The organism is Streptomyces sp. NPDC127190 (genome assembly GCF_042672505.1).
GTDB lineage: Bacteria > Actinomycetota > Actinomycetes > Streptomycetales > Streptomycetaceae > Streptomyces.
This window is the reverse complement of record NZ_JBHXVE010000001.1, coordinates 711,904-737,634: the sequence shown is the minus strand read 5'-3', so window position 1 is coordinate 737,634 and position 25,731 is coordinate 711,904. Positions and strand designations below refer to the sequence as shown.

Here is a 25,731-nt window from a genome sequence, read left to right as displayed (position 1 = left end):
GGCGCCCGGTGCACACCGGGCGCCCTTCGCGTGCGTACGGACCTCAGCTCCGGTTCAGCTCGAACCAGACCACCTTGCCCACGCTCAGCCGGGTCGCACCCCAGCGCCGGGCCAGCCGGTTCACCAGGTACAGGCCGCGCCCGCCCTCGTCCGTGGCCCGCGCCTGCCGCAGCCGCGGCAACTGCGGCACATCGTCGCCGACCTCGCAGCGCAGCACGTCCGTGCGCAGCAGCCGCAGCGTCACCGGCCGGGACGCGTACCGTACGGCGTTCGTCACGACCTCGCTGACCAGCAGCTCCACCGAGTCCGTCAGCTCCTCCAGGTCCCAGCGGGCGAGCGCACGCCGGGCCAGCCGGCGGGCCTGGCCCGGCGCCGAGTCCTCCGGCGCCAGCGTCCAGTACGCCACATCGCTCGGCGCGATCCCGTCGAAGCGGGCCGCGAGCAGCGCGATGTCGTCGTCCCGGTCGCCCGGGCCGAGCATGTCGAGGACCTCGTCACACAGCGCCTCCAGCGGCGGCGGATGGTCCGGGCCGGTCAACTGGGCGGTCGCGGCCAGCCGTTCCCGCAGCTGCTCTATGCCGGTCCACACGTCCCGCAGCCGGGACTCCACCAGCCCGTCGGTGTACAGCAGCAGCGTGGCCCCGGCGGGCGCGTCCAGCTCCACCGCCTCGAAGTCCACCCCGCCCACGCCGATCGGCGCGCCCGGCGGCACCCGCAGCACCTCGGCCCGCCCGCCCAGATGCAGCAGCACGGGCGGCGGATGACCGGCGTTGGCGATGGTGATGCGGTGCGTCACCGGGTCGTAGACCGCGTACAGGCAGGTCGCCATGCGGTCGGTGCCCAGCCGCTGCGCCTGCTCGTCCAGGTGGTGCAGCACCTCCTGCGGCGGCAGGTCCAGCCCGGCCAGGGTCTGCGCGGTCGTGCGCAGCTGCCCCATGATCGCCGCCGAGGTCATCGAGTGCCCCATGACGTCCCCGACGACCAGCGCCACCCGGCTGCCGGGCAGCGGGATCGCGTCGTACCAGTCGCCGCCCACCCGGGCCGTCTCGGCGGCCGGCAGGTACCGGGAGGCGAGCCGCACACCGGTCGGCCGGGGCAGCGTCTCGGGCAGCATGGTGCGCTGCAACTCGTCGGCGATGTAGGCCTCCCGGCCGTACAGCACCGCCTTGTCGATGCCGAGCGCGCTGTGCGTGGCCAGCTGCGCGGCCACCAGCAGGTCGTCCGCCTCGAAGGCGAGCCGCTCCGGGCGGCGCAGGAACAGCGCCGCGCCGATCACCCGGCGCCGGCCGCGCAGCGGCGCGAGGATCGCGTGCTGCCCGGAGGGCACCAGCGCCTCGCCGTCCTCGCCGAGCAGCTCGGGCAGCGCGGCCCGGGCGGCGGGCGCGTCGGCGAACACCGGGCGCACCCCGCGCAGCACCTCGTTCAGCGCGCCGCCGGGCAGCACCTCGCACAGCTCGGTGGTCAGCGCCGACAGATCGGCCAGCGGGGAGGGATCCGGTTCCGGCTCGAAGGCCGGCGGCAGCAGCACACCGTCGGTGTCCCGCTCCTCCGGGATCCGGTCGGTGCGGCGCAGCCGCAGCATCACCGGACCGGTGGGCCGCTCGTCGCCGACCGGCAGCGGATCGCGCAGATAGACCAGGATCGCGTCCGAGAAGGTCGGTACCGTGGCCCGGCACAGGCCCATCACGATCTCGTCCAGGTCGAGGCCGCGGGCGATCCGCCGGGTGGCCGCGCCGACGAACCGGAGCCGGTCGCCGTCGCGCCGCATCGGCATCGGCCGCCCCGGCGGCAGTCCCCGCCCGGTACGGCGCTCCGCGGCGCCCGGTGTCCGGTCCTGCTCGGCACCGGGCTGCGGCGGAATCCCCTCCGCCGCGGGACGCGGGCGGTGCGCGCCGGGTTCGGCGGTGGCCGGCTGGGAGTGCTCTGGACCGTTGACTGCGGGCTCCTTCCCCTGGTCACCCGGGCCGCGGGACGTGGCCGTCCCGGGGCCGGAGGGCGTCCCGTCGGACCGGGCCTGGACCGGTAAGGCGGGCATGCCGAGCTGGGTCGGGGTACGCAAGAGCGCCCCGCGGGCCTCCGCGGGGTCGGCGCCCTGAGGGCGCTCGAAGGAGGTGGGCTGCTCCGTCACGCGTGTCGCATCCATCCGTCCGGGGCTGCGCGCCGGGCGCGCAGTTGGTCCCGCAGAAGTCCCGATACCCGCAATACGTGCCCCAGGAACGGAATTTCCGCGTGCTGAGCGGTTGTCGCCGTGCCACCGGCGGGGCCCGCGCGGCCGGTGATGGTGCCCTGGTACCCCTCGTTCACGTGCTGACGCCCCTCGGTGACGATCGGTCAGGCCCGGTGCTTGCTCCGGTAGTTGCTGCTGTTGTACGCCCTTGCGGAGGACGATCCTACGTTTCTTGCCCGGGGGCGCATCAAGGGTCTCATGAGGACACGTGCGCGGGGGTGCGGTCCCAGTCCTCGGGGAGTGACGGTACCGCCCAGGAGGGGTCCGGGCGCCAGTGCTGCCAGCCGTCGGAGAACGGCGCCCCCCACGCCTCGATCACCCCGATCGCCTCCCGCCCGGCCGCCCGGACCCGCTCGGCGGTCACCGCGTCCATCAGCCCGTCCCGCTGGGCCTGGGCGAACTCGTCCTCGTCGCGCCACTGCCAGCTGCGGTCCGGATCGACCGTGATGTCCAGGAAGTGGTCCTCGGAGTCCACCCCGCCCGCCCAACGGGCCAGCGGCTCCTCGAGGTTGACGTACCAGTTCTTGAACTGCCAGCCCGCCTCCCAGAACAGCCACACCGACCAGGGCCGGCCGGGCTGGGCCAGCTTCAGCACACCGGTGCCGAACCAGCGGCCCCGCTGCACCGCGCGGGGCTTGGTGTAGCGGGACTCCAGCGGCTCCTGGTGGACCGGGGTGCCGTCGGCCAGCACCGGCTTGACGCACTCGGTGCCGGGGGCCATCCAGACGGCGAGCAGCTCGGCGTCGTCGCGGACGACGGTGACGGGCCGTGCGATGTGGAAGTGCGCACCGGAGTTCTCCCGGTACCGCCACAGGATCGGTGTCCCCGGGGCCCAGTAGGTCACGGGTCCGGCTGCCATCTGTGTCATCGCTCCGTCGTCCGTCATGGACAGATATTAGGTGCCCCGGGACCGTGCCGCTGCGGTGCGGGTCACGGTCCCCGGCGGTGGCCGGAAACGTTCGCCGCCGGGGACGTGCCCGGTCACCGGGCCGTCACGGGCGGGTCATCCGCAGCACGTCCAGCGCCTCGTCCAGCTGCTGCGCCGTCAGATCGCCCCGCTCGACGTATCCGCCCTCCAGCACCACCTCACGGATCGTCTTCCGCTCGGCGAGCGACTTCTTGGCGACCTTCGCGGCCTCCTCGTACCCGATGTACTTGTTCAGCGGGGTGACGACGGACGGGGACGACTCGGCGTACTCCCGGGCGCGTTCACGGTCGGCGGTGATGCCGTCGACGGTCCGGTCGGCCAGCAGCCGCGAGACGTTGGCGAGCAGCCGGACCGACTCCAGCACGTTCTTGGCGATGACCGGCAGCATGACGTTGAGTTCGAAGTTGCCGGCGGCACCGGCGGTCGCGATGGTGGCGTCGTTGCCGATCACCTGCGCGGCGACCATCAGCACCGCCTCCGGTACGACCGGATTCACCTTGCCCGGCATGATGGACGACCCCGGCTGGAGATCGGGCAGCCGGATCTCCGCGAGCCCGGTCCGCGGCCCCGACGACATCCACCGCAGATCGTTGGCGATCTTCGTCAGGCCCACCGCGATGGTCCTGAGCTGTCCGCTGGTCTCCACGATCCCGTCCCGGGCGCCCTGCGCCTCGAAGTGGTCGCGGGCCTCGGTCAGCGGCAGCCCGGTGACCCGGGCGACCTCCTCGATCACGGCGCCCGAGAACCCGGGCGGCGTGTTGATCCCGGTCCCGACCGCGGTCCCGCCGAGCGGCAGTTCGGCGAGCCGGGGAAGGGACGCCCGCAGCCGCTCGACGCCGTACCGCACCTGGGCCGCGTACCCCCCGAACTCCTGCCCCAGGGTCACCGGGGTGGCGTCCATCAGGTGCGTCCGCCCGGACTTGACGACGTCGGCGAACTCGTCGGCCTTGCGGGACAGCGCGGCGGCGAGGTGGTCGAGGGCCGGGATCAGGTCGTGGGTCACGGCGGCGGTGGCCGCGATGTGGATGCTGGACGGGAAGACGTCGTTGGACGACTGCGAGGCGTTGACGTGGTCGTTGGGGTGCACGTCCCGGCCGAGCCGCTCGCTCGCCAGGGTGGCGATGACCTCGTTGGTGTTCATGTTGGACGAGGTCCCCGAGCCGGTCTGGAACACGTCCACCGGGAAGTGCTCGTCCCACCTGCCCTCGGCGACCTCCCGGGCCGCTTCCTGGATCGCCTCGGCGATGTCCTTGTCCACCACTCCCAACTCGGCGTTCACCTTGGCGGCGGCGCCCTTGATCCGGGCCAGCGCCTCGATGTGGGCGCGTTCCAGCCGCTGCCCCGAGACGGGGAAGTTCTCGACGGCACGCTGGGTCTGCGCCCGCCACTTCGCGTGCGCCGGAACCCTGACCTCGCCCATGGAGTCGTGCTCGATGCGGTAGTCGCTCATGCCGGGTACAGCGATCGGACGCACGCGTATGTTCCGGGCGCTGGGCCGGTTGGCTGCGGGCCGCGGTCCGCCACACTGGGCCGATGGATCATGTGACGATCGCCCGGGACCTGGTGCGGGACCGCTTCCCCGACGCGCGCGCCGCGTTCCTCGCCGGAAGCGTGCTGACCGAGCGCCGTACCCCCACCTCGGACCTGGACATCGTGGTGCTGCTGGCGGGGCCGCCCGCGCCCTTCCGGGAGAGCCTGGTGCACCGGGGATGGCCGGTGGAGCTGTTCGTCCAGACGGAGACCGACTGGCGGGCCTTCGCGGAGCGGGAGACGGCCGGGCGGAGCTCCCCGCTGCTGCACATGTGCGCGCACGGCATGCTGCTGGCCGACGCGGACGGCCTCGGCGCGGCCCTGCGCACCGAGGCCCGGGAACGCCTCGCCGCGGGCCCGCCGCCCGTCCCGCCCGCCGAGCTGGCCGACCGGCGGTACGCGCTGACCGACACCCTGGACGACCTCCGCGGCTGCACCGACCCGCTGGAGCGCACCTATCTGGTGGCCGACCTGCTCCGCCGCGCCTCCGAGCTGGTGCTGCTCGCGGGGGGCCACTGGCTGGGCGGCGGCAAGTGGCTCTCCCGCCGTCTGGCCATGGCCGACCCCGGCCTGCACGGCCGGCTGACGGCGGGCGCGGCGGCGGCGGTCGCCGGTACGGCGGAGGGGGCCGACGCTTTCGCGGCGGCGGTCCGGGAGGCTCTGGACCTGGCCGGCGGCCCCCTGTGGGCCGGCTACCGCCGGGGCTGACGGCGCCTCCGGCAACCGCCCGTCCCGCCGCCTCTCAGCCCGTCCGGCGTTTGAGGACGAGGCCCTTTCGGGGCCGATCGGGGGTCCAGGGGGGCGGGCCCCCAGGGTGCGGGGGCGACTGGGCGGCCGCCCCAGGGGATGGGTACGGGTGGGGCGGGGGGGGCGCTTAACATACCCCCCCCCCCCCGGCCCGCCGGCGGGCCGGGGGGGGGGGGGGGGGGCCCCGCCCCGCGGGGGGGGGGTGGGGGGGCGCGGCCCCCCCCTGGGGAGGGGACGGGTAGGGGCGGCGGGGGCGAGATCCGTCCCCCGCCGCGCCCGACGTACTACGCCAGCCCGGGCCCGCGAACCGGAATCGACGTGAACGTCGGCTGGGGGGCGGGATCCTGGAAGAAGTCGTTGCCCTTGTCGTCCACCACGATGAACGCCGGGAAGTCCTCGACCTCGATCTTCCAGACGGCCTCCATGCCCAGCTCCTCGTACTCCAGGACCTCCACCTTCTTGATGCAGTCCTGGGCGAGACGGGCGGCGGGGCCGCCGATGGAGCCGAGGTAGAAGCCGCCGTGCGCGGCACACGCGTCGGTGACCTGCTTGGACCGGTTGCCCTTCGCGAGCATCACCTTGGAGCCGCCCGCCGCCTGGAACTGCTCCACGTAGGAGTCCATCCGGCCGGCCGTCGTCGGGCCGAAGGAACCGGAGGCGTACCCGTCGGGCGTCTTCGCCGGGCCCGCGTAGTACACCGGGTGGTCCTTCAGGTACTGCGGCATCTCCTCGCCCGCGTCCAGCCGCTCCTTGATCTTGGCGTGCGCGATGTCACGGGCCACGACCAGCGGGCCGGTCAGCGAGAGACGGGTCTTGACCGGGTACTTGGTCAGCTCCGCGAGGATCGTGTCCATCGGCTGGTTGAGGTCGATCTTGACGACGTCCGAGGACTCGTCGAGGTGCTCGTCCGTGGTCTCCGGCAGGAACCGCGCCGGGTCGGTCTCCAGCTGCTCCAGGAAGACGCCCTCGGCGGTGATCTTCGCGACCGCCTGGCGGTCGGCCGAGCAGGAGACGGCGATGGCGACCGGGCAGGACGCGCCGTGCCGCGGCAGCCGGATCACCCGCACGTCGTGGCAGAAGTACTTGCCGCCGAACTGCGCGCCGATGCCGATCTTCTGGGTCAGCTCGAAGACCTTCTCCTCCAGGTCCTTGTCACGGAAGCCGTGGCCCAGCTCCGAGCCCTCCGCCGGGATCTCGTCCAGGTAGTGCGCGGAGGCGTACTTCGCGGTCTTCAGCGCGTACTCCGCGCTGGTGCCGCCGACGACGATCGCCAGGTGGTACGGCGGGCAGGCGGCCGTACCGAGCGAACGGATCTTCTCCTCCAGGAACTTCATCATGGAGGCCTCGTTCAGGACGGCCTTCGTCTCCTGGTAGAGGAAGGACTTGTTGGCGGAGCCGCCGCCCTTCGCCATGAACAGGAACTTGTAGGCGCCGCCGTCCGTGGCGTACAGCTCGATCTGGGCCGGCAGGTTGGAGCCGGTGTTCTTCTCCTCCCACATGGTGAGCGGAGCCATCTGCGAGTAGCGCAGGTTGAGCTTGGTGTAGGCGTCGTAGATGCCGTGGGAGAGGTGCTTCTCGTCCTCGCCGGACGTGAGCACGTTCTGGCCGCGCTTGCCCATCACGATCGCCGTGCCGGTGTCCTGGCACATGGGCAGCACGCCGGCCGCCGCGATGTTCGCGTTCTTCAGCAGGTCCAGCGCGACGAACTTGTCGTTGCCGGACGCCTCCGGGTCGTCGATGATCCGGCGCAGCTGGGCGAGGTGGGCGGGGCGCAGATAGTGCTGGATGTCGTGGATGGCCTCGGCGGCCAGCGTGCGCAGCGCCTCCGGCTCCACCTTGAGGAACGTCCGCCCGTCCGGGCCCTCGACGGTGGAGACGCCCTCCGACGTCACCAGCCGGTACGGGGTGGTGTCCTCTCCCTGGGGGAGCAGGTCGGTGTACGCGAACTCAGGCATCTCAGCCCATTCCTCACTCTGACGGACGGCCGCCCGCCGACGCTGGCGGGCCTCACCAGCCTAGAACCTGCCGCCGACACGAAAGCTGTGAGGTAAGGCTCAGTTCGACACGCCGGGGTTTTCCACAGCCCCTAGTCGCGATCTATCGCGTTTCGGTACGCTGCTGCCGTGGACCTTCAGAAGCCCGCCCGAACCCCCGACGCGACCGACACGGCCGACACGGTCGCCGCCGCCCCGAGTGCCCCGGGTGCCCCGGGCCCCGGCGGGCTGCGCGCCTCGGACGCCGACCGTGACCGGGTCGCCGACATCCTCCGCGAGGCCCTCGCCGAGGGCCGGCTGACCGCCGACGAGCACGCCGAGCGCGTGGACGGCGTGCTGCGCGCCAAGACCGTGGGCGAACTGGAGGTCTTCCTCCAGGACCTGCCCGGCGCCCACCAGCGGCCGGCCGCCTCCGCCTACACCGCGGCCGCGCCCCGGCCCGCCCCGGACGCGCTGCCCGCCGAGGCCGACGCCAGCGTGGTCGCGGTCTTCAGCAGCGCCGTCCGCCGCGGCCGCTGGCGCGCCGGGCGCCGGCTGCACGCGTACTCGGTCTTCGGCAGCGTCGAGATCGACCTCAGCGAGGCGATCTTCGAGTACCAGCAGGTCGTCATCAAGGCCGTGTCGGTCTTCGGCGACGTCCAGATCCGGGTGCCGGAGAACGTGTCGCTGCGCGGCACCGGCGGCGGCGTCCTCGGCAACTTCGAGGTGGACACGCTGGACTCGGTCGACGCGAACGCGCCGGTCGTCTACGTCGACGGCTGGGCCGTACTCGGCAATGTGGAGGCGCGGGCCAAGCGCGGCAGACGAGTGGCGGACATCCTGGAGCGGGTGCAGGGCAAGGTCGACCGGAAGCTGGAGCGCGTCCAGGACAAGGTCGACCGGAAGCTGCGCAAGCACCTGGGGCGTTGACGGCCGCGCATCGCCCGCCGGGCGGACGGCCGGACCGCCGGGGGCGCTGCGCCGGTGGCGCCGTGCCGGGGGGCGCGAACGAGCCGCCGTGCGCCTGCGCTTGGGAACGCTGTGCATAGGCCCGCGCACAGCGGGTAGGCCTTGCTGCATCGTGTCTCGCCCGCGAAGCCGTCGTCAGGAGTAGACCGTGCTGCAACCGCCGCATTCGTCCCTGCATGTAGCTGCCGTTCCGGCCCAGCGGATGCCGGCACAGGACAGGGATCGAGGCAGGGACCGGGACCAGGACGCCCCGTGGCACACCGAGGCGGTGTGCCGGCGCGACGAGGCGGGTCTGTTCTTCGCCCCGTCGAAGGAGCCGACCGCGGCCCGGCTGTCCCGTGAGGAAGCGGCCAAACGCGTCTGCGCCCGCTGCCCGGTCATGGTCGAGTGCCGCGAACACGCCCTCCTCCAGCCCGAGCCCTACGGCGTCTGGGGCGGCCTGACGGCGGCGGAGCGCCGCGTGGTGCTGGCGAGGCGCCGCCGGCGGGACCTGGAGCTGAAGAAGGCGGCGCGGGCGACCACCAACCGCATAGCGGGATGAGCCCGGCCGCGTAGCCGCAGGCAGAGCCGCCGCCCGGCCGGACGAGATCAGCGCCCCCTCCGCACAGGGGGCGCCGCACGTCCCGGCAGGTGCTACTTGGCCCGGTCGAAGTCGATCGCGCTGTAGGCCCGCAGCTTCCGCAGCCGGTGCTCGGAGTCGATCCTGCGCACCGTCCCCGACTTCGACCGCATCACGATCGACTCGGTCAGCGCGGTCTCCGACCGGTACCGCACACCCCGCAGCAGCTCACCGTCGGTGATGCCGGTCGCGACGAAGAAGACGTTCTCGCCGGACACCAGGTCGTCGGTGGTCAGCACCCGGTCCAGGTCGTGCCCGGCGTCGATGGCCCGCTGCCGCTCCTCGTCGTCCTTGGGCCACAGCTTGCCCTGGATGGTGCCGCCGAGGCACTTCACGGCGCAGGCCGAGATGATTCCCTCGGGGGTACCGCCGATGCCGAGCAGCAGATCGACGCCGGTGCCCTCGCGCAGCGCGTAGATGGAGCCGGCGACATCGCCGTCGGAGATCAGCTTGATCCGCGCGCCGGCCTCCCGGACCTCGCGGATCAGACCCTCGTGCCGCGGCCGGTCGAGGATGACGACGGTGACGTCCTCCGGCGCGGACCGCTTGGCCTTGGCGATGCGCTTGATGTTCACGGCCACGGGCGCGTCGATGTCGACGAACTCGGCGGCCTCGGGGCCGGTGACCAGCTTGTCCATGTAGAACACGGCGGACGGGTCGAACATCGCGCCGCGCTCGGCGGCGGCCAGCACGGCGATCGCGTTCGGCATGCCCTTGGCGGTCAGCGTGGTGCCGTCGATCGGGTCCACGGCGATGTCGACCTCGGGGCCGGTGCCGTCGCCCACGTGCTCCCCGTTGAAGAGCATCGGGGCCTCGTCCTTCTCGCCCTCACCGATGACGACGACGCCGTTCATCGAGACGGTGGAGACGAGGGTCCGCATGGCACGCACCGCGGCACCGTCGGCGCCGTTCTTGTCACCGCGCCCCACCCAGCGGCCCGCGGCCATCGCCGCGGCCTCGGTCACCCGGACCAGTTCCAGGGCGAGGTTGCGGTCGGGAGCCTCGGAGGGAACGTCAAGCTCGGACGGCAGATGATGATTTTCGGTCATCGGAGCGCACCTTTCTGATACGACGACGGCCGGATGAGGGTAGTGCCCCTGACTCTATCGTTAGGCAGACAAAATGAGCAGGGGACCCCACGGATGAGCGCTTGGGGCACCTGCGACGATAGAGGGCGTGGCAGGTTCGAAAGGCAAGCAGAAGACGGCCCGGGACATGGTTCTCTCCCTGGCCCTGATCGCCGTCGTGGCGGCCGGCATCTGGTTCGTCGGTGTCCCGCACGACGATCACGCTCCGGAACTCAAGCGGGTCGACTACCGGGTCGAGCTGCTCACGGCCCGCCGGGCCGCGGGCTACCCGGTCGCGGCACCCGAGGGCCTGCCGAGTACCTGGAAGGCGACCTCCGTAAGCTTCCAGGAGGACAGCGGCGACCGCTGGCACCTGGGCTTCCAGACCCCGGACGGGCAGTACGTCCAGGTCGAGCAGTCCACGCAGAAGCGCGCCGGGTTCATCGACGACGCCAGCCAGGGCGCCTCGGCGACCCAGCGGACCGAGGAGATCGCCGGCCGCACCTGGACCCGCTACACCGGCGGCCGCTACGACGCGCTCGTCCTGGAGAAGACGCCCGGCTCCACCACGGTGGTGGCCGGCACCGCGTCCTTCACCGAGCTGACGAAGATGGCGGCGGCGCTGAAGACCGGGTGACCCGCCCGCCGGCGCACGCGAACACACGAGAACCGGCGCACGCGCACACACGAGAAGAGGCCCCCGGCGATGCTGGGGGCCTCTTCTCGTGTGCCGTGTTCTCGTGTGCCGTGGTGGCTCAGACGGTCGTGACGACGTCCTCGTAGGCCAGGCGCGGCGAGCGCGGGTACCAGGCGTCGGGGCCCGGCTTGCCGATGTTGACGACCATCAGCGGGGTGTGGTCCTCGTCCAGGAACTCCTTGCGGACGCCCTCGAAGTCGAACCCGGTCATCGGGCCGGCGGCCAGACCCGCGGCGCGCACGCCGACGATGAAGTAGGCGGCCTGGAGCGCGGCGTTGAGCGCGGCGGCGCTCTCCCGGGCCGGGCGCTCGGCGAAGAAGAGGTCCTTGGCCTGCGGGAAGGCCGGGAAGAGGGTCGGCAGCTCCTCGTGGAACTCGTTGTCCGCGGAGAGGATCGCGACCAGCGGGGCGGCAGCGGTCTTCGGCTGGTTGCCCTCGGCCATGTGCTTCACCAGGCGCTCACGGGCCTCGGGGGAGCGGACCAGGGTGATGCGCAGCGGGGTCTGGTTGAAGGCGGTGGGGCCGTACTTGACCAGGTCGTAGATCGCCTGGACCTGCTCCTCGGTCACCGGCTCGTCGGTGAAGGTGTTCGCGGTGCGGGCCTCGCGGAACAGCAGGTCCTGGGCGGCGGGGTCAAGAACGAGAGACATGCGTGCCTTCCTCGGATGCGCGTCCGGTCCGGGGTGCGGACCGGCTGACGGGTACGACCCTACGGCAATGAGGTTTAACCTTCAACCAACCTCTGGCCAGGGTGACCCGCCTCACGCGGACCGAGTCCCGCCGGCGCCCTACTCGCTCTCCTCCTCCTCGGCCAGTGCCGCGTCCAGCCGGGCCCGCGCGCCCTCCAGCCAGCGCCGGCACACCTTGGCCAGCTCCTCGCCGCGCTCCCACAGAGCGAGGGACTCCTCCAGCGTCGTACCGCCCGCCTCCAGCCGCCGTACCACCTCGATCAGCTCGTCCCGCGCCCGCTCGTACGACAGCGCCTCGTCCACCTTGCTCGTCATTCGCCCACCTTCACTGTGAATTCACCGTCGGCGACGCGGGCCCGCAGCGCCTCGCCGCCCGTCACCTCGGCCGGATCGCGCACCACATGCCCGTCGGCCTTCTGCAGCACCGCGTAGCCGCGCCGGAGCGTGGCCGCGGGGGAGAGCGCCACCACACGCGCGTGCGTGTGCGACAGCTCCGAGTCCGCCCGGTCGAGGAGATGACCGAGGGTGCGCCGGCCGCGCTCCGCCAGGGCGGCCACCTGATCGGCGCGCTCGTCCAGCATCCGGTGCGGATCCTCCATGCACGGCCGGCCCAGCGCATGCGCCAGCCCCCGCTCCTCCCGCTCCACGAACGCGCGCGCACAGCGCCGGGCGCGGTCCCGGAGCATCAGCACCCGCTCGAGCTCCTCACCGACGTCCGGTACGACCTTCTTGGCCGCGTCCGTCGGCGTCGAGGCCCGCAGATCGGCGACGTGATCGAGCAGCGGGCTGTCCGGTTCGTGCCCGATCGCCGACACCACGGGCGTACGGCACTCCGCCACCGCCCGGACGAGCTGCTCGTCGGAGAACGGCAGCAGGTCCTCCACGCTGCCGCCGCCCCGCGCGACGATGATGACGTCCACGTCCTCCAGCGCGTCCAGCTCCTTCACCGCCTGCACGACCTGCGGCACCGCGTGCACGCCCTGCACGGCGACGTTGCGCACCTCGAAGCGGACCGCGGGCCAGCGGTGCCGGGCGTTCTCCAGCACGTCCCGCTCCGCGGCGGAGGCGCGTCCGCAGACCAGCCCGATCAGCTGCGGCAGGAACGGCAGCGGCTTCTTCCGCTCCGGTGCGAACAGCCCCTCGGTCGCGAGCGCCTTCTTCAGCTGCTCCAGCCGGGCCAGCAGCTCGCCGACGCCGACCGGCCTTATCTCGGCGGCCCGCAGCGACAGCTGCCCCCGTGGCGCGTACCACTCGGGCTTCGCCAGTACGACGACCCGGGCGCCCTCCCCGACGACGTCCGCGACCGCGTCGAACACCTGCCGGTAGCAGGTCACGCTCACGGAGATGTCGTGCGACGGGTCGCGCAGCGTCAGGAAGACGACCCCGGCACCGGGCCGCCGCGACAACTGTGTGATCTGCCCCTCGACCCAGACGGCGCCGAGCCGGTCGATCCAGCCCCCGATCATCCGGGAGACCTCCCCGACGGGAAGCGGGGCTTCGGGGGACGTGTTCACAGCCATGCGCCGAGCGTAACGGTCCCCTGTGACACCGGGTCCCTCCCGCCGTGGGGCTCGCGGTCGTCCGAGGAGTGCGGCTCCGTCGTGGCCGTTCGCGCAGTTCCCCGCGCCCCTAAGGGGCGCAGCCCCGCGCCGTCGGCCTCTCTGGCACCGGGTCCCTCCCGCCGTGGGGCTCGCGGTCGTCCGAGGAGTGCGGCTGCGTCGTGGCCGTTCGCGCAGTTCCCCGCGCCCCTAAGGGGCGCCGCTCCCGCGCCGCTGCGCCACCAGCACCCCCAGCCCGCACACCAGCCACACCGCCCCCACCACCTGCGCCGCCCTGCTCGCCTCCGCGATCACCGCCACCGTGACCCCCGCGCCCACCACCGGCACCACCCCATGCCGCCACCAGCTCCACCCCGCCCGGCGCCGCCCGAAATACCCCACCACGCTCGCGTGCAGCAGCGTGAACGCGGTCAGCGCCCCGATGTCGACCACCGACACCAGCTTGTCCAGCCCGTCCCCGCGCCCCGCCGCCCACACCGCCGCAACCATGGTGATCACCGCCGAGACCAGCAACGCGACCCGCGGAACCCCCGCATCCGTGCGCGCCAGCGCCCGCGGCAGCCGCCGGTCCCGGCCCATCGCGAACAGCAGCCGGCCGGCCGCCGCCTGCCCCGCCAGCGCGGCGAACGCCGCCCCGACCGCCTTGCTCGCGGCCACCAGATCATGCAGCCAGCCACCGACCGACGCGTCCACGGCGTCGTAGAAGGCCGGCCCCTGCCGTACCGGCTCGGCCGCCAGCCGCGCGGACGTCGTCGGCTCCAGCAGCGCCACCAGATAGGTCTGCGCCACGAACAGCACCCCGGCCAGCGCCAGACAGCACAGCAGCGCCCGAGCCACCTTCGCCGAGCCCCCGCCGACCTCCTCCGCGAAGGTCGCGATCGCGTCGAAGCCCAGATACGACAGCACCGCCACCGACACCGCCCCGAGCACCGCCGACAGCGCGAACGCGCCCTGGCTGCCGTCCCCGGACAGCGGCGACCACAGCCCCCGCTGCGCCCCGTCCCGCGCCAGCACCACGACCGCCGACACCACGAACACCAGCAGGACCACGACCTCCAGGACCAGCACGAGGAACCCGACCAGCGCGGCGGCCCGCACCCCCCACAGGTTCAGCAGCGTCGTGACCACCACGGCCAGCGCGGTCCACGCCCACCGGGACACCCCGGGGACCAGCGCGTGCAGGGCGATCCCGGAGAAGAGATAGGCCACCGCCGGGATCAGCACGTAGTCCAGCATCGCCATCCACCCCGCGATGAACCCCGCGCCCGGGCCGAGCCCCGCGCGCGCGTAGGCGAACACCGACCCGGCCTGCGGCACCACCCGCACCATCTGCGCATAACTGAACGCGGTGAACGCCATGGCGACCGTGGCCACCAGGTACACCAGCGCCACCGCGCCGTGCGACCTGGCGTCCAGCGTGCCGAACACGCCGACCGGCGCCATGGGCGCGATGAACAGCAGCCCGTAGACCACCAGGTCGCGGAAGCCGAGGCTGCGCCGCAGCCGGTGGTGTTCGTCGGCGGGGGACGGCGTCGGCGTCGTATGCGTGCCGGCGAACATGCGCACCTCCCGGTCGGCGTACCCCTCCTAGTCTTTCCGCCGGTACCCCGCGACGCGATCTCTGTGCGGCCGATCGCGGGCGGCCCTTACGATGGGGCGCATGACCGCTTCCTCTGGCCGCCGTGTCCTGCTCGCCGCCCCCCGGGGCTACTGCGCCGGTGTGGACCGCGCCGTGATCGCCGTCGAGAAGGCCCTGGAGCAGTACGGGGCCCCGATCTACGTCCGGCACGAGATCGTCCACAACAAGTACGTCGTGCAGACCCTGGAGAAGAAGGGCGCGATCTTCGTCGAGCGCACGGAGGAGGTGCCGCCCGGCAACATCGTCATGTTCTCCGCCCACGGTGTCGCGCCGGCCGTGCACGAGGAGGCCAGGCAGGGCCGTCTCGCCACCATCGACGCCACCTGCCCGCTGGTCACCAAGGTCCACAAGGAAGCCGTCCGGTACGCCAACGAGGACTACGACATCCTGCTGATCGGCCACGAGGGCCACGAGGAGGTCATCGGCACCTCCGGCGAGGCCCCCGACCACATCCAGCTGGTGGACGGCCCCGAGGACGTCGCCAAGGTCGAGGTCCGCGACCCGTCGAAGGTCGTCTGGCTCTCGCAGACCACCCTCTCCGTGGACGAGACCATGGAGACCGTCGACGCCCTGAAGACCAAGTTCCCCGGGCTGGTCTCGCCGCCCAGCGACGACATCTGCTACGCCACCCAGAACCGTCAGCTCGCCGTGAAGCAGATGGGCTCCGAGGCCGAGCTGGTCATCGTGGTCGGCTCGCGCAACTCCTCCAACTCCAAGCGCCTGGTCGAGGTCGCCAAGCTGGCCGGCGCCCGCGAGGCCTACCTGGTGGACTTCGCCAGCGAGATCGAGGAGGCCTGGCTGGAGGGCGTGACGACCGTCGGTGTCACCTCCGGCGCCTCCGTCCCGGACGTCCTGGTCGAGGAGGTCCTCCAGTGGCTCGCCGAGCGCGGCTACGGCGATGTGGAGATCGTCAAGGCGGCCGAGGAGTCCATCACCTTCTCGCTGCCCAAGGAGCTCCGCCGCGACCTGCGCGAGGAGGCCGCCGCCCTGGTGGCCGCGCGCGGCGGAAGCGGTACCTCCGAGGCCTGAGCCGACGCTCGCGGACCGATCGGGGCGTGACTGTCAGTCGTCCGTCGTAACGTAGGGCCATGCAGATCTTCGGCGTGGACATCGGCGGATCCGGGATCAAGGGCGCCCCTGTGGACCTGGACAAGGGCGAGCTGGCCCAGGAGCGCTGCAAGGTGCTCACCCCGCACCCGGCGACGCCCGACGGCGTGGCCGACGGGGTCAAGCAGGTGATCGACCACTTCGGCTGGACCGGCCCGGTCGGGCTGACCTTCCCCGGAGTGGTCACCGGCGGGTCCACGGTGCGTACGGCGGCGAACGTCGACAAGGGCTGGATCGACACGGACGCGCGCGCGTTGTTCGGCTCCCGGCTGGGCGGCCTGCCGGTGACCGTGGTCAACGACGCGGACGCGGCGGGCGTCGCCGAGATGCAGTTCGGCGCCGGCCGGGGCAGAGGGGGCACGGTCGTCCTGCTCACCTTCGGCACCGGCATCGGCAGCGCCGTCTTCGTGGACGGCGTCCTGCTTCCCAACACCGAGCTGGGCCACCTGGAGCTGCACGGCCACGACGCCGAGAAGCGGGCCTCCAGCAAGGCCAAGGAGGACCACGACCTCAGCTGGGAGCAGTGGGCGCGCCGGGTCCAGAAGTACCTGGCCCATGTCGAGATGCTGTTCTCGCCGGAGCTGTTCGTCATCGGCGGCGGAGTGAGCCGCAAGGCGGCCAAGTTCCTGCACTACATCGAGGGCGTCAAGGCCGAGATCGTGCCCGCCCAGCTCCAGAACGACGCGGGGATCGTGGGAGCGGCGATGAGAGCCGCCCAGGAGTGCTGAGCCGGGAGCCGTGAGCCGGACCGGCGGTTCAGCCGGTCCGGCGCTGCCGTTGCCGCTGCCGCACCCAGCCCACCCGTCGTACGAGCACGATCACCCCTGCGACCAGCGTCCCCCCGTACAGCCAGCCCGCCTGGGTGGCCAGGCCGGTGACCAGCCCCATCAGCCGGCCGAGCAGCCCCCCGCCGCCGTCGGCGACGGTCAGCAGCCCGGCGGCGAAGCCGATCGGCACCACGACGGGCGCGGTCAGTACGTCCCCGGCGCGCACCCACAGCGCGGTCAGCACGCACACCGGCAGGAACAGCACGCCGTACACCGCCGGCACGCCGTCGAACAGCAGCTGGTCCAGGCAGCCGAGCAGGACCATCGCGGCCAGGCAGAACAGCCCGGTGCCGAGCCCGGTGAGCCGGGGGTTCGGCAGCCGCCGCACCGGCGGCGCCGGGCGCGCCACCCTCACCCGTCGTATGTCCCGGTCCGCGTCCGGTCCCGGCCTGCGCTCACCGGCCGCCCCGCGCCGGCCCTGCGGCGGCAGCGGGGTGGGCGGCGTGCCGCGTCGCCGTCCGCCGTTCGGGGGTCGCGTCCTGTGTTGCTCCACTGGACCAACTTAGGTCGGCTTATGTGCCGAATCGCCCATCAGACACGCCGGTGGGCAGGGCTTGGCCGGGCGTTCGACGCTCTCGGGAGGCACCCGCCGGGGACGCCGTAGACTGGGGGATCGGCGAGTGCCCTCCTCGGCCCTGGCACCCCCCGCAGCTCTTGGCCCTCTCATCCACGGGAAGTCGCAACGTGTCGCTCACGATCGGAATCGTCGGCCTGCCCAATGTCGGCAAGTCGACCCTGTTCAACGCCCTGACCAAGAACGACGTGCTGGCGGCCAACTACCCGTTCGCCACGATCGAGCCCAACGTCGGCGTGGTCGGTGTCCCCGACGCCCGCCTGGCCAAGCTGGCGTCGATCTTCTCCTCGGAGCGCATCCTCCCGGCCACCGTCGACTTCGTCGACATCGCGGGCATCGTGCGCGGCGCCTCCGAGGGCGAGGGCCTGGGCAACAAGTTCCTCGCGAACATCCGTGAGTCCGACGCGATCTGCCAGGTCATCCGCGCCTTCAAGGACGAGAACGTCGTCCACGTCGACGGCAAGGTCTCGCCGAAGGACGACATCGAGACGATCAACACCGAGCTGATCCTCGCCGACCTCCAGACCATCGAGAAGGTCCTTCCGCGCCTCCAGAAGGAGTCGCGGATCAAGAAGGACGTGGCCCCCAAGGTCAAGGCGGTCGAGGAGGCGAAGGAGATCCTGGAGAAGGGCGACACGCTCTTCGCGCACGGCGTGGTCCAGGGTTCGGAGCGCGCCGAGCTCCTCCACGACCTGCACCTGCTCACCACGAAGCCCTTCCTCTACGTCTTCAACGTGGACGAGGACGAACTGACCGACGAGGACTTCAAGAACGAGCAGCGCGCCCTGGTCGCCCCCGCCGAGGCGATCTTCCTCAACGCCAAGCTCGAGGCCGACCTCGCCGAGCTGGACGAGGAGGAGGCCCTGGAGCTCCTCCAGTCGGTCGGCCAGAACGAGCCCGGCCTCGCCACCCTGGCCCGCGTCGGCTTCAACACCCTCGGCCTCCAGACCTACCTCACGGCCGGCCCCAAGGAATCCCGCGCCTGGACCATCAAGAAGGGCGCCACGGCCCCCGAGGCGGCCGGTGTGATCCACACCGACTTCCAGAAGGGCTTCATCAAGGCCGAGGTCATCTCCTTCGACGACCTGGTCGCCACCGGCTCCGTCGCCGAAGCCCGCGCCAAGGGCAAGGCCCGCATGGAGGGCAAGGACTACGTCATGCAGGACGGGGACGTGGTGGAGTTCCGCTTCAACGTGTGAGCGGTCCGTTTCCACGGAAGAGGCCGGGCTCGACGGAGCCCGGCCTCTTTCCTGTTGCTAATCGGCCCGCGGCGGGACGAGCTTGTCGAGATCCATGTTGATCTCGAAGGGAACGGGGCGCTTCAAGGTGCCCCGGAAGATACCGGCGGGAGCGTAGGCACCGGTGGGTTCATCGAGCTCGTAGGCATGGACGACAGGGGCGCCGTCTTCTTCCTCGACACACCAGTAGTGCGGGATCTTCGCTTGCGCGTATTTGTGCAGTTTCACTCTGCGGTCACGATGCGCGGACTCGGGAGAGACGACCTCGACGACGAGCTGCACCTCTTCCGGTGCGTAGCAGGTGCGGTCGGGGTCGTAGGGGATGGTCGCCACGAGGAGGTCGGGTTCCGGGCGGTTGCGAGCGTCGAGACGAATGGTCATCTCTCGTTCGACCTCGAAACCAGCGGGTGCGATGGCCATGAGCGTGGTGGTGAAGGCGGTGACGAGGCGGCCGTGCCAGGACCGCTGGGGCGACATCATGAAGACAAGCGCTCCGTCGATCAGCTCGGTGTGGCGGGGTGCCTCGGGGAGGCGGTCCAGGTCCTCCGCGAACCAGCCTTCCTCGCGCGGCGGGCGCATCCAGTCGGGCAGTGCGGTCATGGCTCAACGGTAGCGATTCGGCGGGGCCCCGGCCACGAGGTCGTCAAGGGCCCGTGATCAGGACACCGCCACCGGATAAGGCGCCGGGTCCGTCACCCAGCCCGCGATCAGGACCAGGCGGGTCTCGCGGTCCACCGCGAGGAAGCCGAAGGGGCGGTCGAAGGAGGCGCGGACCACCGTGGTCTCGTAGGGGTACTGGGGCAGGCCGCCCGCGGCCACCGGCATCATCGCCGTCACCGCCGCCGCCCGGAAGCCGAGCGCGCCGAACTGGGCGACGGCCGACTGCCTGGCCTCGCCGACGGCCAGCGGGGTGTCGCTGATGCCGGGGAAGTGGCCGTACCGGTCGTCCAGGGCCGAGGTGAGGCCGAACAGGGCCGCCGTCGCGGTCAGATCGTGGTCGGCGCGCACCTCGAAGCCGACCGTCCGCACATCGAGCGAGCGGGGCTCCGGCGCCATGGCCGGCTGCTGCTCCACATGCAGCCCGGGGCCGACGTGGCCGTGTGGGAGGGCGCCGCCCGCCGTGACCGGGAGCGCGCGTTCCACGACGGCGACGCCCGCCGCCAGCACCTGACCGGGCGTCATGCGTTCCTCGCCGAGCGCGAGATGGACGTCGATGCCGTTGTCGCCGGGCACGGTCAGCGTGGTGACGAAGCCGTCCGGGGTGCCGGTGACGCCCACCCGGTCCGGCCGTACGCTCCTGCGGTGCAGTCCGCGCAGGGTACGGCCCTGCCAGGGGCCGGTGTCCGGGCGGTGCGGCAGTTCCTGGAAGGGCTGGCGCCAGGCGGTGCGCAGGGCCAGGGCGCTGGCCAGCACCATGCGGGCCTCCCGGGTCAGGGTGACCGGCATGCGCTCGACCAGCCCGCCGGTGCGCTCGGCCGCCCAGGCGTCCAGCCGTTCCTGCGCGGTGACGAGGTCGTCCCCGAACACCCCGTGGGTGCCGGCCGGCAGCCCGGCCCGCCACTCCTCGCGCACCGCCAGCTGCGCGTGGGTCCACAGCCCCAGCGCGGTGTCCAGGCCGGACACCGACTGGAGCGCGGCGAGCAACTCCCGTGCCGCGGCGGCCGCCTGATCGGCCGGCACGCCCAGCGCGGCGGACAGTTCCGCCCGGGCCGGGCCGCCCGCGCCGTCGGCCAGATGGGCCAGCAGCGGCCAGACGCCCGGTGCCGAGAACACCGTGTTCTCGTGCAGGGCTTGCGCCCAGCGGGCGGTCAACCCGTTGACCCGGCCGACCGTCTCGGCGCTCACCTTGCTCACTCGTCGTCCTCCAACAGGTATTTCGGGATACGGCAGGAGCATACGGAGGTGTGAGCGACCCCCGGTACGGGGGAGAAAGTGGCTGGGTAAAGCCCGTGTGGACGTCATGTCATCACTTCGAGTGATTCTCTGGCCTTCACTTGCACGGCACAACCCACGGTTGCCAGGCTGTTGCTGTCTGTACAACCTGATGGGAGCGGCCAGTGACTTTCGGTGAGCAGCCGGCGTACCTGCGTGTCGCGGGTGATCTCCGCAAGAAGATCGTCGAGGGTTCGCTGCCGCCGCACACCCGTCTCCCCTCCCAGGCCCGCATCCGCGAGGAGTACGGCGTCTCGGACACGGTCGCGCTGGAGGCGCGCAAGGTGCTGATGGCCGAGGGGCTGGTCGAGGGCCGTTCCGGATCGGGGACGTATGTGCGCGAGCGGCCCGTGCCCCGGCGGGTGGCCCGGTCCGGATACCGCCCGGCCGGCGGCGCCACCCCCTTCCGCCAGGAGCAGGCCGAGCCCTCGGTGCGCGGCACCTGGGAGTCCAGCAGCGAGCAGACCGCGGCCGGCGCCGCGATCGCCGAGCGGCTCGGGCTCCAGACCGGCGACCGCGTCATGCGCACCAAGTACCTGTTCCGGGAGGCCGGCGAGCCGATGATGCTCTCCACCTCCTGGGAGCCCCTCGCCGTCACCGGCCGGACCCCGGTGATGCTGCCCGAGGAGGGACCGCTCGGCGGCATGGGCGTGGTGGAGCGCATGCGTGCCATCGACGTCATCGTGGACAACGTCACCGAGGAGGTCGGCGCCCGCCCCGGTCTCGCCGAGGAGCTGCACCTGCTCGGCGGGGTCCCCGGTCATGTGGTGCTGGTCGTCCAGCGCACCTATTACGCCTCCGGCCGCCCCGTGGAGACCGCCGACGTGGTGATCCCGGCGGACCGGTACCGGGTGGCCTACCACCTGCCCGTGAAGTAGGCCCGCCCCGCACTCCGTTCCCGTTCCGCGCGCCCTCGCATGAGGTCTCCGGACGCGACGGAGACCTCCGACGCGCACCCCTGGCGCACACCCCTGACGCCCCTCCGCTGCCTCGCACCCGGTCGAGCGGCCCGCGCCGAGCCCCGGCTGGCCGCTGCAATCCGGCCGTTTTCCCAGGTGGCCCCGGTTCCCCCGGGCATGCCTCGCGACCCGGCCAGCGGTGTTCACGACGGCGCGTTCAGTCCCGTGCGCCCCCGGGGTTCTGGCTGGTTGCGTACCTCTTTGTGAAAACCCGTATTCGCTCCGTAAAGGTTGGGCGTACGCTCGGGCATATGCGGATTGCGGTTTCCTTAGACGCGGCTCGGCGGGGGCCCGGGACAGGACGCAAGGGCGATGCGAGAAAGGGCGGGGGCGGTGGGGGCGATGAGTGAGGGCACGGTCTCCCTGCCCTGGATCGTGATACGGCAGGACGACAACGGCAACCGCTACCGCGTCGGCCGCTATGCGACCCGCGCGGAGGCCCAGCGGATCGCCGACAGCCTCGATGACCGGGGACACAAGCAGCTCTACTGGGTCGAGCGCATCGGCCGGCACGGGGACGACCTCCCGAGCGACCTCCGGAACTGACCGCGCGCACGCTCCCGTACGCTCCGACGCATGACACCCATGCCGTCCGTGAACTCAGGGCCGGAACCGATCGTGCCGGAACCGAACGTGCCGGAACCGATCGTGCCGGAACCCGTCGTGGTGGTGGGCGCCGCCCTGTTCGACGGCGGTCGGCTGCTCGCGGCGCGCCGCAGCGCGCCCGCCGAACTGGCCGGACGCTGGGAGCTGCCCGGCGGCAAGGTGGAGCCAGGCGAGCGCCCCGAGGACGCCCTGGTGCGCGAACTGCGCGAGGAACTCGGCGTCGACGCCGAGCCGGTCGAGCGGGTGCCGGGCGAGTGGCCCCTGCGGGCGCCGTACGTCTTCCGGGTGTGGACCGCCCGGCTGCGCCCCGGCTCCGCCGCGCCCCGGCCCCTCGAGGACCACGACGACCTGCGCTGGCTCGGTCCGGACGAGATCTGGGACGTGGCCTGGCTCGACCAGGACGTCCCGGCGGTCCGGGAGGCCGCCGCCCGCCTGGCCGCGGACACCGAACGGCGTACCCCCTGAGCCGCTGTCCGGCGAGGGCGCCCGGTGTGCTCCCCGGTCTCTGCGCCCCCTGCTTCTTCACCGACCAGACGAGCCGCGCGTACGCCGTTCGTGCCACAGTGCGCCCTCGCGCACGGTACTGCCCACTGGATATCGGGTATGTGCCCATTAACCCCACGAAACCGGACAAGGGTGGGCTCGCTGGCCTGGGAAGTGATCGGCGTGATCGACACCGATGGCGACTGCGCCGACTGGACCTTTGCCGCGGAACCGGGCGCCGTGCGCTCCGCCCGGGCCGCGGTCCGGGGCCAGTTGCACGGCTGGGACCTCGACTGCCTCGCCGACCTGGCCGCGTTGCTGGTCAGCGAGCTGGTCACCAACGCGCTGCGGCATGCCGCCGGCCCCATCGGGGTGCGGCTGGTCCGCCCCACCGGGCGCTCTGACGCCCTGCTGGTCGAGGTCTCCGACCCGCTCCCGGACCCGCCGCGGGAACGCACCGCGCGGCCCGAGGACGAGAGCGGGCGCGGCCTGCAACTGGTCGCGGGCTCCTCGCGCGCCTGGGGCACGCGCCCCGGCGCGAGCGGAAAGACCGTCTGGTTCGAGCTGGCGGTGCCGGGGAGTGCGTGATTCGAGGGCCTGTTCCCTGGTTAGAAGAGGGGAAGTGTTGTCACGGAACGGTCCGAAAAACACCTGGACCGAGCTGTGATCGTGAACACCGTGTCGTGCGGCGCCGTAGTGCTGGATACTGCGGGCAGCCGCCCCCGGTGACCGGTGCCGGGCGCGGTGAGCTGGAGGGGACGGTTCGCGTGAGCGAGATACCAGCGAAGGCCACGGAGTCCGAGGACCCGTCGGACGGCGCGAGGGGCCAGGCCGCGGAGGGTGCCGCGGTGCCCGGAGACGCCCTGTGGCAGAGCAGTCCGCCCGGCTCGATCTACGACTACATCAAGGTGGCGTCCTTCGCCATCGGCCCCGGTGGCCTGGTCGAGCAGTGGAGCCTGCGCGCCGAGCAGCTCTTCGGCATCCCCGCGTCCCGGGCCGTCGGCATGGACCCCATCGAGGCGTTCATCGACCCCGATCTCCGTGCGCGCGGTCAGCGCAAGATGGCCGAGATCCTCGACGGGCGCGAATGGACCGGTGTGGTGCCCTTCCGGATGCCCGACACGCCGGACGGCCTGCGCGGTGCGGAGGGGCTGGCCGAGGTGTACGTCATGCCGACCCGGACCGCCGAGGGCGACCGGGCCGCCGTCTGCATCGTCGTGGACGTCCGGACCCTGCGCAGCATCGAGACCGACCTCGCCGCATCACAGGCGATTTTCGGCCAGTCCCCGTTCGGATTCCTGCTCATCGACGCGGATCTGAGGGTCCGTCGGGCCAACGAGCAGTTCGCCTCCGTCTTCGGCGGAACCCCGGACGACCACCGGGGCAAGGGTGTGCACGACTATCTGGTGCGCGGTGAGGCCGAGCGGGTTTCGGCCACCCTGCGCCGGGTGCTGGAGACCGGGGAATCCATCACCGACATGCATGTCACGGGGTTCGTCCCGGGCTCGCAGGAACGCCGGCACTGGTCCGTCAACCTCTACCGGGTGCACAGCGGCAGCGGCCGGCCCATCGGCATCGCCTGGCTCGGCACCGACATCACCGCCCGCCGCGCCGCCGCCCGCGAGGCCGCCGCCGCCCGCCGCAACCTCGCCCTGCTCAACGAGGCCGGAGCCCGTATCGGCAACTCCCTCGACCTGGAGACGACGGCCCGGGAACTCCTCGACGTCGTCGTCCCCGGCTTCTGCGACCTCGCCACCGTCGACCTCTACCAGGGGCTGCTGACCGGCGACGAGAACCCTCCCGGCCGCGCCGACGGCAGCGCGGCACTGCGCCGGGTCGCCTACGCCAGCGCGGTCACCGGCGCTCCCTTCGCCGGGTCCGGCGAACCCGTCGAGGTCGGCGCCGTCCACCACTTCCCCTTCAACTCGCCCTGCGCGGACGCCCTGCGCACCGCCCGCCCGCAGCGGGTGCCGGCCGAGGAGGGCGGGCTGGTGCAGTCCACGCTGGCCGTGCCGATGGTCGCCCACGACACGGTCGTAGGACTCGCGCAGTTCGCGCGGACCAAGGGCAGCGAGCCGTTCGGCGACCGGGACCGCGAGCTGGCGGTGGAGCTGGCCGCGCGTGCGGCGGTGTGCATCGACAACGCGCGGCTGTACCGCCGGGAGCACGAGCGGGCGCTGATACTGCAACGGTCGCTGCTGCCGCCCGGCGACCCCGAGGCGTCCGGGCTGGACATCGCCTGCCGCTATCTGCCGGGCAACGCGGCGACCGAGGTCGGCGGCGACTGGTTCGACGTGATCGAACTGCCCGGCCACCGCACGGCGCTGGTGGTCGGCGACGTGATGGGGCGCGGGCTGCGCGCCGCCGTCGCCATGGGGGAACTGCGCACCGCCGTGCGGACCTTGGCGCTGCTCGATCTCGAACCGGCCGAGGTGCTGTCCGCGCTGGACGAGATCGCGCGCGGGCTCGGCACCCCCGGCGGGGTCCGGCAGGCCGGCCGTACGGGCCGGCAGCCGCGGGACGCCGACCTGTCCGAGGTGTACCTCGCGACCTGCGTGTACGCGGTGTACGACTCCGTCACCAGACGCTGTACGTTCGCCAACGCCGGGCATCTGCCACCGGTTCTGGTCGAGCCCGGCGAGCCGGCGCTGATGCTGGACGTGCCGCCCGGGATGCCGCTCGGGGTGGGGGGCGAGCCCTTCGAGGAGGTCGAGGTCGAACTCCCTGAGGGCGCGCTGCTCGCGCTGTACACGGACGGGCTGGTGGAGTCCCGGGACCATCCGCTGGACGAGGGCTTGCAGGCGTTCGTCGGGGCGCTGACCGACTCCTCGCGCCCGCTGGAGGATGTCTGCGACCACGTCCTGAACACCCTGGACACCCATCACGGCGAGGACGACATCGCGCTGTTGATGGCCCGGGTGCAGGGGCTGCCGGCCGAGTCCGTCGGCGACTGGACGCTGCCCCGGGAGCCGCGCAGTGTGGGGCGGGCGCGGGAGTACGCCCGGGGGCAGCTGCTCAGCTGGGACCTGGAGCCGCTGGTCGACACCGCCGAGTTGCTGGTCAGCGAGTTGGTGACCAATGCGCTGCGGTACGGCGAGGGGGAGATACGGCTGCGGCTGCTGCTGGACCGGACGCTGGTGTGCGAGGTGTGGGACTCCGGGCTGGTGCAGCCTCGGCGACGGCGGGCCCGGGACACCGACGAGGGCGGCCGGGGCTTGCAGTTGGTGGGCTTGCTCAGTGCGGCGTGGGGTTCGCGGCGGACGCCCCGGGGCAAGACGGTCTGGTTCGAGCTGCCGTTGCCCGGGGGCGAGGGCGGGCTGACGGACCCGGCGGAGGCGCTGTTGAGCCTGTTCTGAGTCCGC

The 25,731-nt window shown here is 72.4% G+C and carries 24 protein-coding genes; 12 read left to right on the top strand and 12 right to left on the bottom strand.

Translation table 11 applies throughout. The features are described 5' to 3' along the window. Positions 1 to 43 precede the first annotated feature (43 nt). The 3 genes from ACFVIU_RS03235 to ACFVIU_RS03225 all read right to left on the bottom strand — a co-directional run bounded on the left by ACFVIU_RS03235 (position 44) and on the right by ACFVIU_RS03225 (position 4,605). The gene (locus ACFVIU_RS03235; RefSeq protein ID WP_385840258.1) at positions 44 to 2,128 is read right to left on the bottom strand and encodes a SpoIIE family protein phosphatase; all 2,085 of its coding nucleotides are present in this window, start codon (positions 2,126 to 2,128) and stop codon (positions 44 to 46) included. Positions 2,129 to 2,423: 295 nt separating this feature from the next. Further along, positions 2,424 to 3,113: a DUF402 domain-containing protein gene (locus ACFVIU_RS03230; RefSeq protein ID WP_385840257.1), complete on the bottom strand. Its 690-nt coding sequence runs from the start codon at positions 3,111 to 3,113 to the stop codon at positions 2,424 to 2,426. A 106-nt stretch (positions 3,114 to 3,219) separates the two neighbouring features. Beyond that, positions 3,220 to 4,605, bottom strand: coding sequence for a class II fumarate hydratase (locus ACFVIU_RS03225; protein WP_385840256.1), 1,386 nt, complete (start codon positions 4,603 to 4,605; stop codon positions 3,220 to 3,222). An 83-nt stretch (positions 4,606 to 4,688) separates the two neighbouring features. On the opposite strand from ACFVIU_RS03225, the gene ACFVIU_RS03220 reads away from it, so the two are divergent. Further along, a complete protein-coding gene (locus tag ACFVIU_RS03220; RefSeq protein ID WP_385840255.1) occupies positions 4,689 to 5,393 on the top strand; it encodes a nucleotidyltransferase domain-containing protein in 705 nt (234 codons plus the stop codon). A 323-nt stretch (positions 5,394 to 5,716) separates the two neighbouring features. On the opposite strand, the gene ACFVIU_RS03215 is transcribed toward ACFVIU_RS03220, so the two are convergent. Beyond that, entirely contained in the window at positions 5,717 to 7,387 is a 1,671-nt protein-coding gene (locus ACFVIU_RS03215; RefSeq protein ID WP_385840254.1) for a fumarate hydratase, read from the bottom strand. Positions 7,388 to 7,555: 168 nt separating this feature from the next. Between ACFVIU_RS03215 and ACFVIU_RS03210 the strand changes: the two genes are divergently transcribed. Both ACFVIU_RS03210 and ACFVIU_RS03205 read left to right on the top strand, forming a co-directional pair. Next, positions 7,556 to 8,335 (top strand): DUF1707 domain-containing protein, encoded by a 780-nt coding sequence (locus ACFVIU_RS03210; RefSeq protein ID WP_385840253.1) that lies wholly within the window; start codon positions 7,556 to 7,558, stop codon positions 8,333 to 8,335. Between the two features lie 187 nt (positions 8,336 to 8,522). Beyond that, entirely contained in the window at positions 8,523 to 8,915 is a 393-nt protein-coding gene (locus tag ACFVIU_RS03205) for a WhiB family transcriptional regulator (RefSeq protein WP_385840251.1), read from the top strand. A gap of 92 nt (positions 8,916 to 9,007) precedes the next feature. Here ACFVIU_RS03205 and glpX read toward each other — a convergent pair whose 3' ends face one another. Further along, positions 9,008 to 10,042 carry a class II fructose-bisphosphatase gene (glpX, locus tag ACFVIU_RS03200; protein WP_385840250.1) on the bottom strand — a complete coding sequence of 345 codons (1,035 nt, stop codon included), beginning with the start codon at positions 10,040 to 10,042 and terminating at the stop codon, positions 9,008 to 9,010. 127 nt (positions 10,043 to 10,169) lie between these two features. On the opposite strand from glpX, the gene ACFVIU_RS03195 reads away from it, so the two are divergent. Beyond that, a complete protein-coding gene (locus ACFVIU_RS03195; RefSeq protein WP_385840249.1) occupies positions 10,170 to 10,697 on the top strand; it encodes a DUF4245 domain-containing protein in 528 nt (175 codons plus the stop codon). Between the two features lie 118 nt (positions 10,698 to 10,815). Here ACFVIU_RS03195 and ACFVIU_RS03190 read toward each other — a convergent pair whose 3' ends face one another. The 4 genes from ACFVIU_RS03190 to ACFVIU_RS03175 all read right to left on the bottom strand — a co-directional run bounded on the left by ACFVIU_RS03190 (position 10,816) and on the right by ACFVIU_RS03175 (position 14,564). Further along, positions 10,816 to 11,406, bottom strand: coding sequence for a malonic semialdehyde reductase (locus ACFVIU_RS03190; protein ID WP_385840248.1), 591 nt, complete (start codon positions 11,404 to 11,406; stop codon positions 10,816 to 10,818). A gap of 138 nt (positions 11,407 to 11,544) precedes the next feature. Beyond that, complete coding sequence (locus tag ACFVIU_RS03185) at positions 11,545 to 11,760, bottom strand: exodeoxyribonuclease VII small subunit (RefSeq protein ID WP_385840247.1); 216 nt, start codon at positions 11,758 to 11,760, stop codon at positions 11,545 to 11,547. Next, positions 11,757 to 12,965: an exodeoxyribonuclease VII large subunit gene (gene xseA / locus ACFVIU_RS03180; RefSeq protein WP_385840246.1), complete on the bottom strand. Its 1,209-nt coding sequence runs from the start codon at positions 12,963 to 12,965 to the stop codon at positions 11,757 to 11,759. Before xseA ends, ACFVIU_RS03185 begins: the two co-directional genes overlap by 4 nt. Positions 12,966 to 13,193: 228 nt before the next feature. Next, positions 13,194 to 14,564 carry an APC family permease gene (locus tag ACFVIU_RS03175; protein ID WP_385840245.1) on the bottom strand — a complete coding sequence of 457 codons (1,371 nt, stop codon included), beginning with the start codon at positions 14,562 to 14,564 and terminating at the stop codon, positions 13,194 to 13,196. A 91-nt stretch (positions 14,565 to 14,655) separates the two neighbouring features. Between ACFVIU_RS03175 and ACFVIU_RS03170 the strand changes: the two genes are divergently transcribed. Then, on the top strand, positions 14,656 to 15,672 hold the full coding sequence (locus tag ACFVIU_RS03170) for a 4-hydroxy-3-methylbut-2-enyl diphosphate reductase (RefSeq protein ID WP_385840243.1): 1,017 nt from the start codon (positions 14,656 to 14,658) through the stop codon (positions 15,670 to 15,672). Between the two features lie 59 nt (positions 15,673 to 15,731). After that, positions 15,732 to 16,478 carry a polyphosphate--glucose phosphotransferase gene (ppgK, locus tag ACFVIU_RS03165; protein WP_385840242.1) on the top strand — a complete coding sequence of 249 codons (747 nt, stop codon included), beginning with the start codon at positions 15,732 to 15,734 and terminating at the stop codon, positions 16,476 to 16,478. A 28-nt stretch (positions 16,479 to 16,506) separates the two neighbouring features. Here the strand turns inward: ppgK and ACFVIU_RS03160 are convergent, their stop codons facing one another. Further along, complete coding sequence (locus tag ACFVIU_RS03160) at positions 16,507 to 17,070, bottom strand: DUF6542 domain-containing protein (RefSeq protein ID WP_385840241.1); 564 nt, start codon at positions 17,068 to 17,070, stop codon at positions 16,507 to 16,509. A gap of 191 nt (positions 17,071 to 17,261) precedes the next feature. Here ACFVIU_RS03160 and ychF point away from each other — a divergent pair, with 191 nt between their 5' ends. Continuing rightward, positions 17,262 to 18,350 carry a redox-regulated ATPase YchF gene (ychF, locus tag ACFVIU_RS03155; RefSeq protein WP_385840240.1) on the top strand — a complete coding sequence of 363 codons (1,089 nt, stop codon included), beginning with the start codon at positions 17,262 to 17,264 and terminating at the stop codon, positions 18,348 to 18,350. Positions 18,351 to 18,407: 57 nt separating this feature from the next. Here the strand turns inward: ychF and ACFVIU_RS03150 are convergent, their stop codons facing one another. Together ACFVIU_RS03150 and ACFVIU_RS03145 are read right to left on the bottom strand one after the other, a co-directional pair. Continuing rightward, on the bottom strand, positions 18,408 to 18,989 hold the full coding sequence (locus tag ACFVIU_RS03150; RefSeq protein WP_385840239.1) for a Uma2 family endonuclease: 582 nt from the start codon (positions 18,987 to 18,989) through the stop codon (positions 18,408 to 18,410). Positions 18,990 to 19,046: 57 nt separating this feature from the next. Then, on the bottom strand, positions 19,047 to 20,285 hold the full coding sequence (locus ACFVIU_RS03145; RefSeq protein ID WP_385840238.1) for a serpin family protein: 1,239 nt from the start codon (positions 20,283 to 20,285) through the stop codon (positions 19,047 to 19,049). Positions 20,286 to 20,446: 161 nt separating this feature from the next. On the opposite strand from ACFVIU_RS03145, the gene ACFVIU_RS03140 reads away from it, so the two are divergent. The 5 genes from ACFVIU_RS03140 to ACFVIU_RS03120 all read left to right on the top strand — a co-directional run bounded on the left by ACFVIU_RS03140 (position 20,447) and on the right by ACFVIU_RS03120 (position 25,725). Beyond that, complete coding sequence (locus ACFVIU_RS03140) at positions 20,447 to 21,199, top strand: GntR family transcriptional regulator (RefSeq protein ID WP_385840237.1); 753 nt, start codon at positions 20,447 to 20,449, stop codon at positions 21,197 to 21,199. A gap of 393 nt (positions 21,200 to 21,592) precedes the next feature. Then, positions 21,593 to 21,826: an SPOR domain-containing protein gene (locus ACFVIU_RS03135; protein WP_385840235.1), complete on the top strand. Its 234-nt coding sequence runs from the start codon at positions 21,593 to 21,595 to the stop codon at positions 21,824 to 21,826. A 102-nt stretch (positions 21,827 to 21,928) separates the two neighbouring features. Further along, positions 21,929 to 22,351, top strand: a complete 423-nt coding sequence (locus ACFVIU_RS03130) for a (deoxy)nucleoside triphosphate pyrophosphohydrolase (RefSeq protein ID WP_385840331.1) — start codon at positions 21,929 to 21,931, stop codon at positions 22,349 to 22,351. Positions 22,352 to 22,522: 171 nt separating this feature from the next. After that, positions 22,523 to 22,957: an ATP-binding protein gene (locus tag ACFVIU_RS03125; protein ID WP_385840234.1), complete on the top strand. Its 435-nt coding sequence runs from the start codon at positions 22,523 to 22,525 to the stop codon at positions 22,955 to 22,957. Positions 22,958 to 23,136: 179 nt separating this feature from the next. Then, positions 23,137 to 25,725, top strand: coding sequence for a SpoIIE family protein phosphatase (locus ACFVIU_RS03120; protein ID WP_385840233.1), 2,589 nt, complete (start codon positions 23,137 to 23,139; stop codon positions 25,723 to 25,725). Positions 25,726 to 25,731 lie beyond the last annotated feature (6 nt).

Coding starts and splice junctions, on each gene's coding strand:
- ACFVIU_RS03170 (WP_385840243.1), top strand. CDS start 14,656: ATGGGGCGCATGACCGCTTCCTCTGGCCGCCGTGTCCTGCTCGCCGCC.
- ppgK (WP_385840242.1), top strand. CDS start 15,732: ATGCAGATCTTCGGCGTGGACATCGGCGGATCCGGGATCAAGGGCGCC.
- ACFVIU_RS03185 (WP_385840247.1), bottom strand. CDS start 11,760: ATGACGAGCAAGGTGGACGAGGCGCTGTCGTACGAGCGGGCGCGGGAC.
- ACFVIU_RS03150 (WP_385840239.1), bottom strand. CDS start 18,989: ATGACCGCACTGCCCGACTGGATGCGCCCGCCGCGCGAGGAAGGCTGG.
- ACFVIU_RS03220 (WP_385840255.1), top strand. CDS start 4,689: ATGGATCATGTGACGATCGCCCGGGACCTGGTGCGGGACCGCTTCCCC.
- ACFVIU_RS03215 (WP_385840254.1), bottom strand. CDS start 7,387: ATGCCTGAGTTCGCGTACACCGACCTGCTCCCCCAGGGAGAGGACACC.
- ACFVIU_RS03145 (WP_385840238.1), bottom strand. CDS start 20,285: ATGCTCCTGCCGTATCCCGAAATACCTGTTGGAGGACGACGAGTGAGC.
- glpX (WP_385840250.1), bottom strand. CDS start 10,042: ATGACCGAAAATCATCATCTGCCGTCCGAGCTTGACGTTCCCTCCGAG.
- ACFVIU_RS03135 (WP_385840235.1), top strand. CDS start 21,593: ATGCGAGAAAGGGCGGGGGCGGTGGGGGCGATGAGTGAGGGCACGGTC.
- ACFVIU_RS03225 (WP_385840256.1), bottom strand. CDS start 4,605: ATGAGCGACTACCGCATCGAGCACGACTCCATGGGCGAGGTCAGGGTT.
- ACFVIU_RS03175 (WP_385840245.1), bottom strand. CDS start 14,564: ATGTTCGCCGGCACGCATACGACGCCGACGCCGTCCCCCGCCGACGAA.
- xseA (WP_385840246.1), bottom strand. CDS start 12,965: ATGGCTGTGAACACGTCCCCCGAAGCCCCGCTTCCCGTCGGGGAGGTC.
- ACFVIU_RS03190 (WP_385840248.1), bottom strand. CDS start 11,406: ATGTCTCTCGTTCTTGACCCCGCCGCCCAGGACCTGCTGTTCCGCGAG.
- ACFVIU_RS03230 (WP_385840257.1), bottom strand. CDS start 3,113: ATGACGGACGACGGAGCGATGACACAGATGGCAGCCGGACCCGTGACC.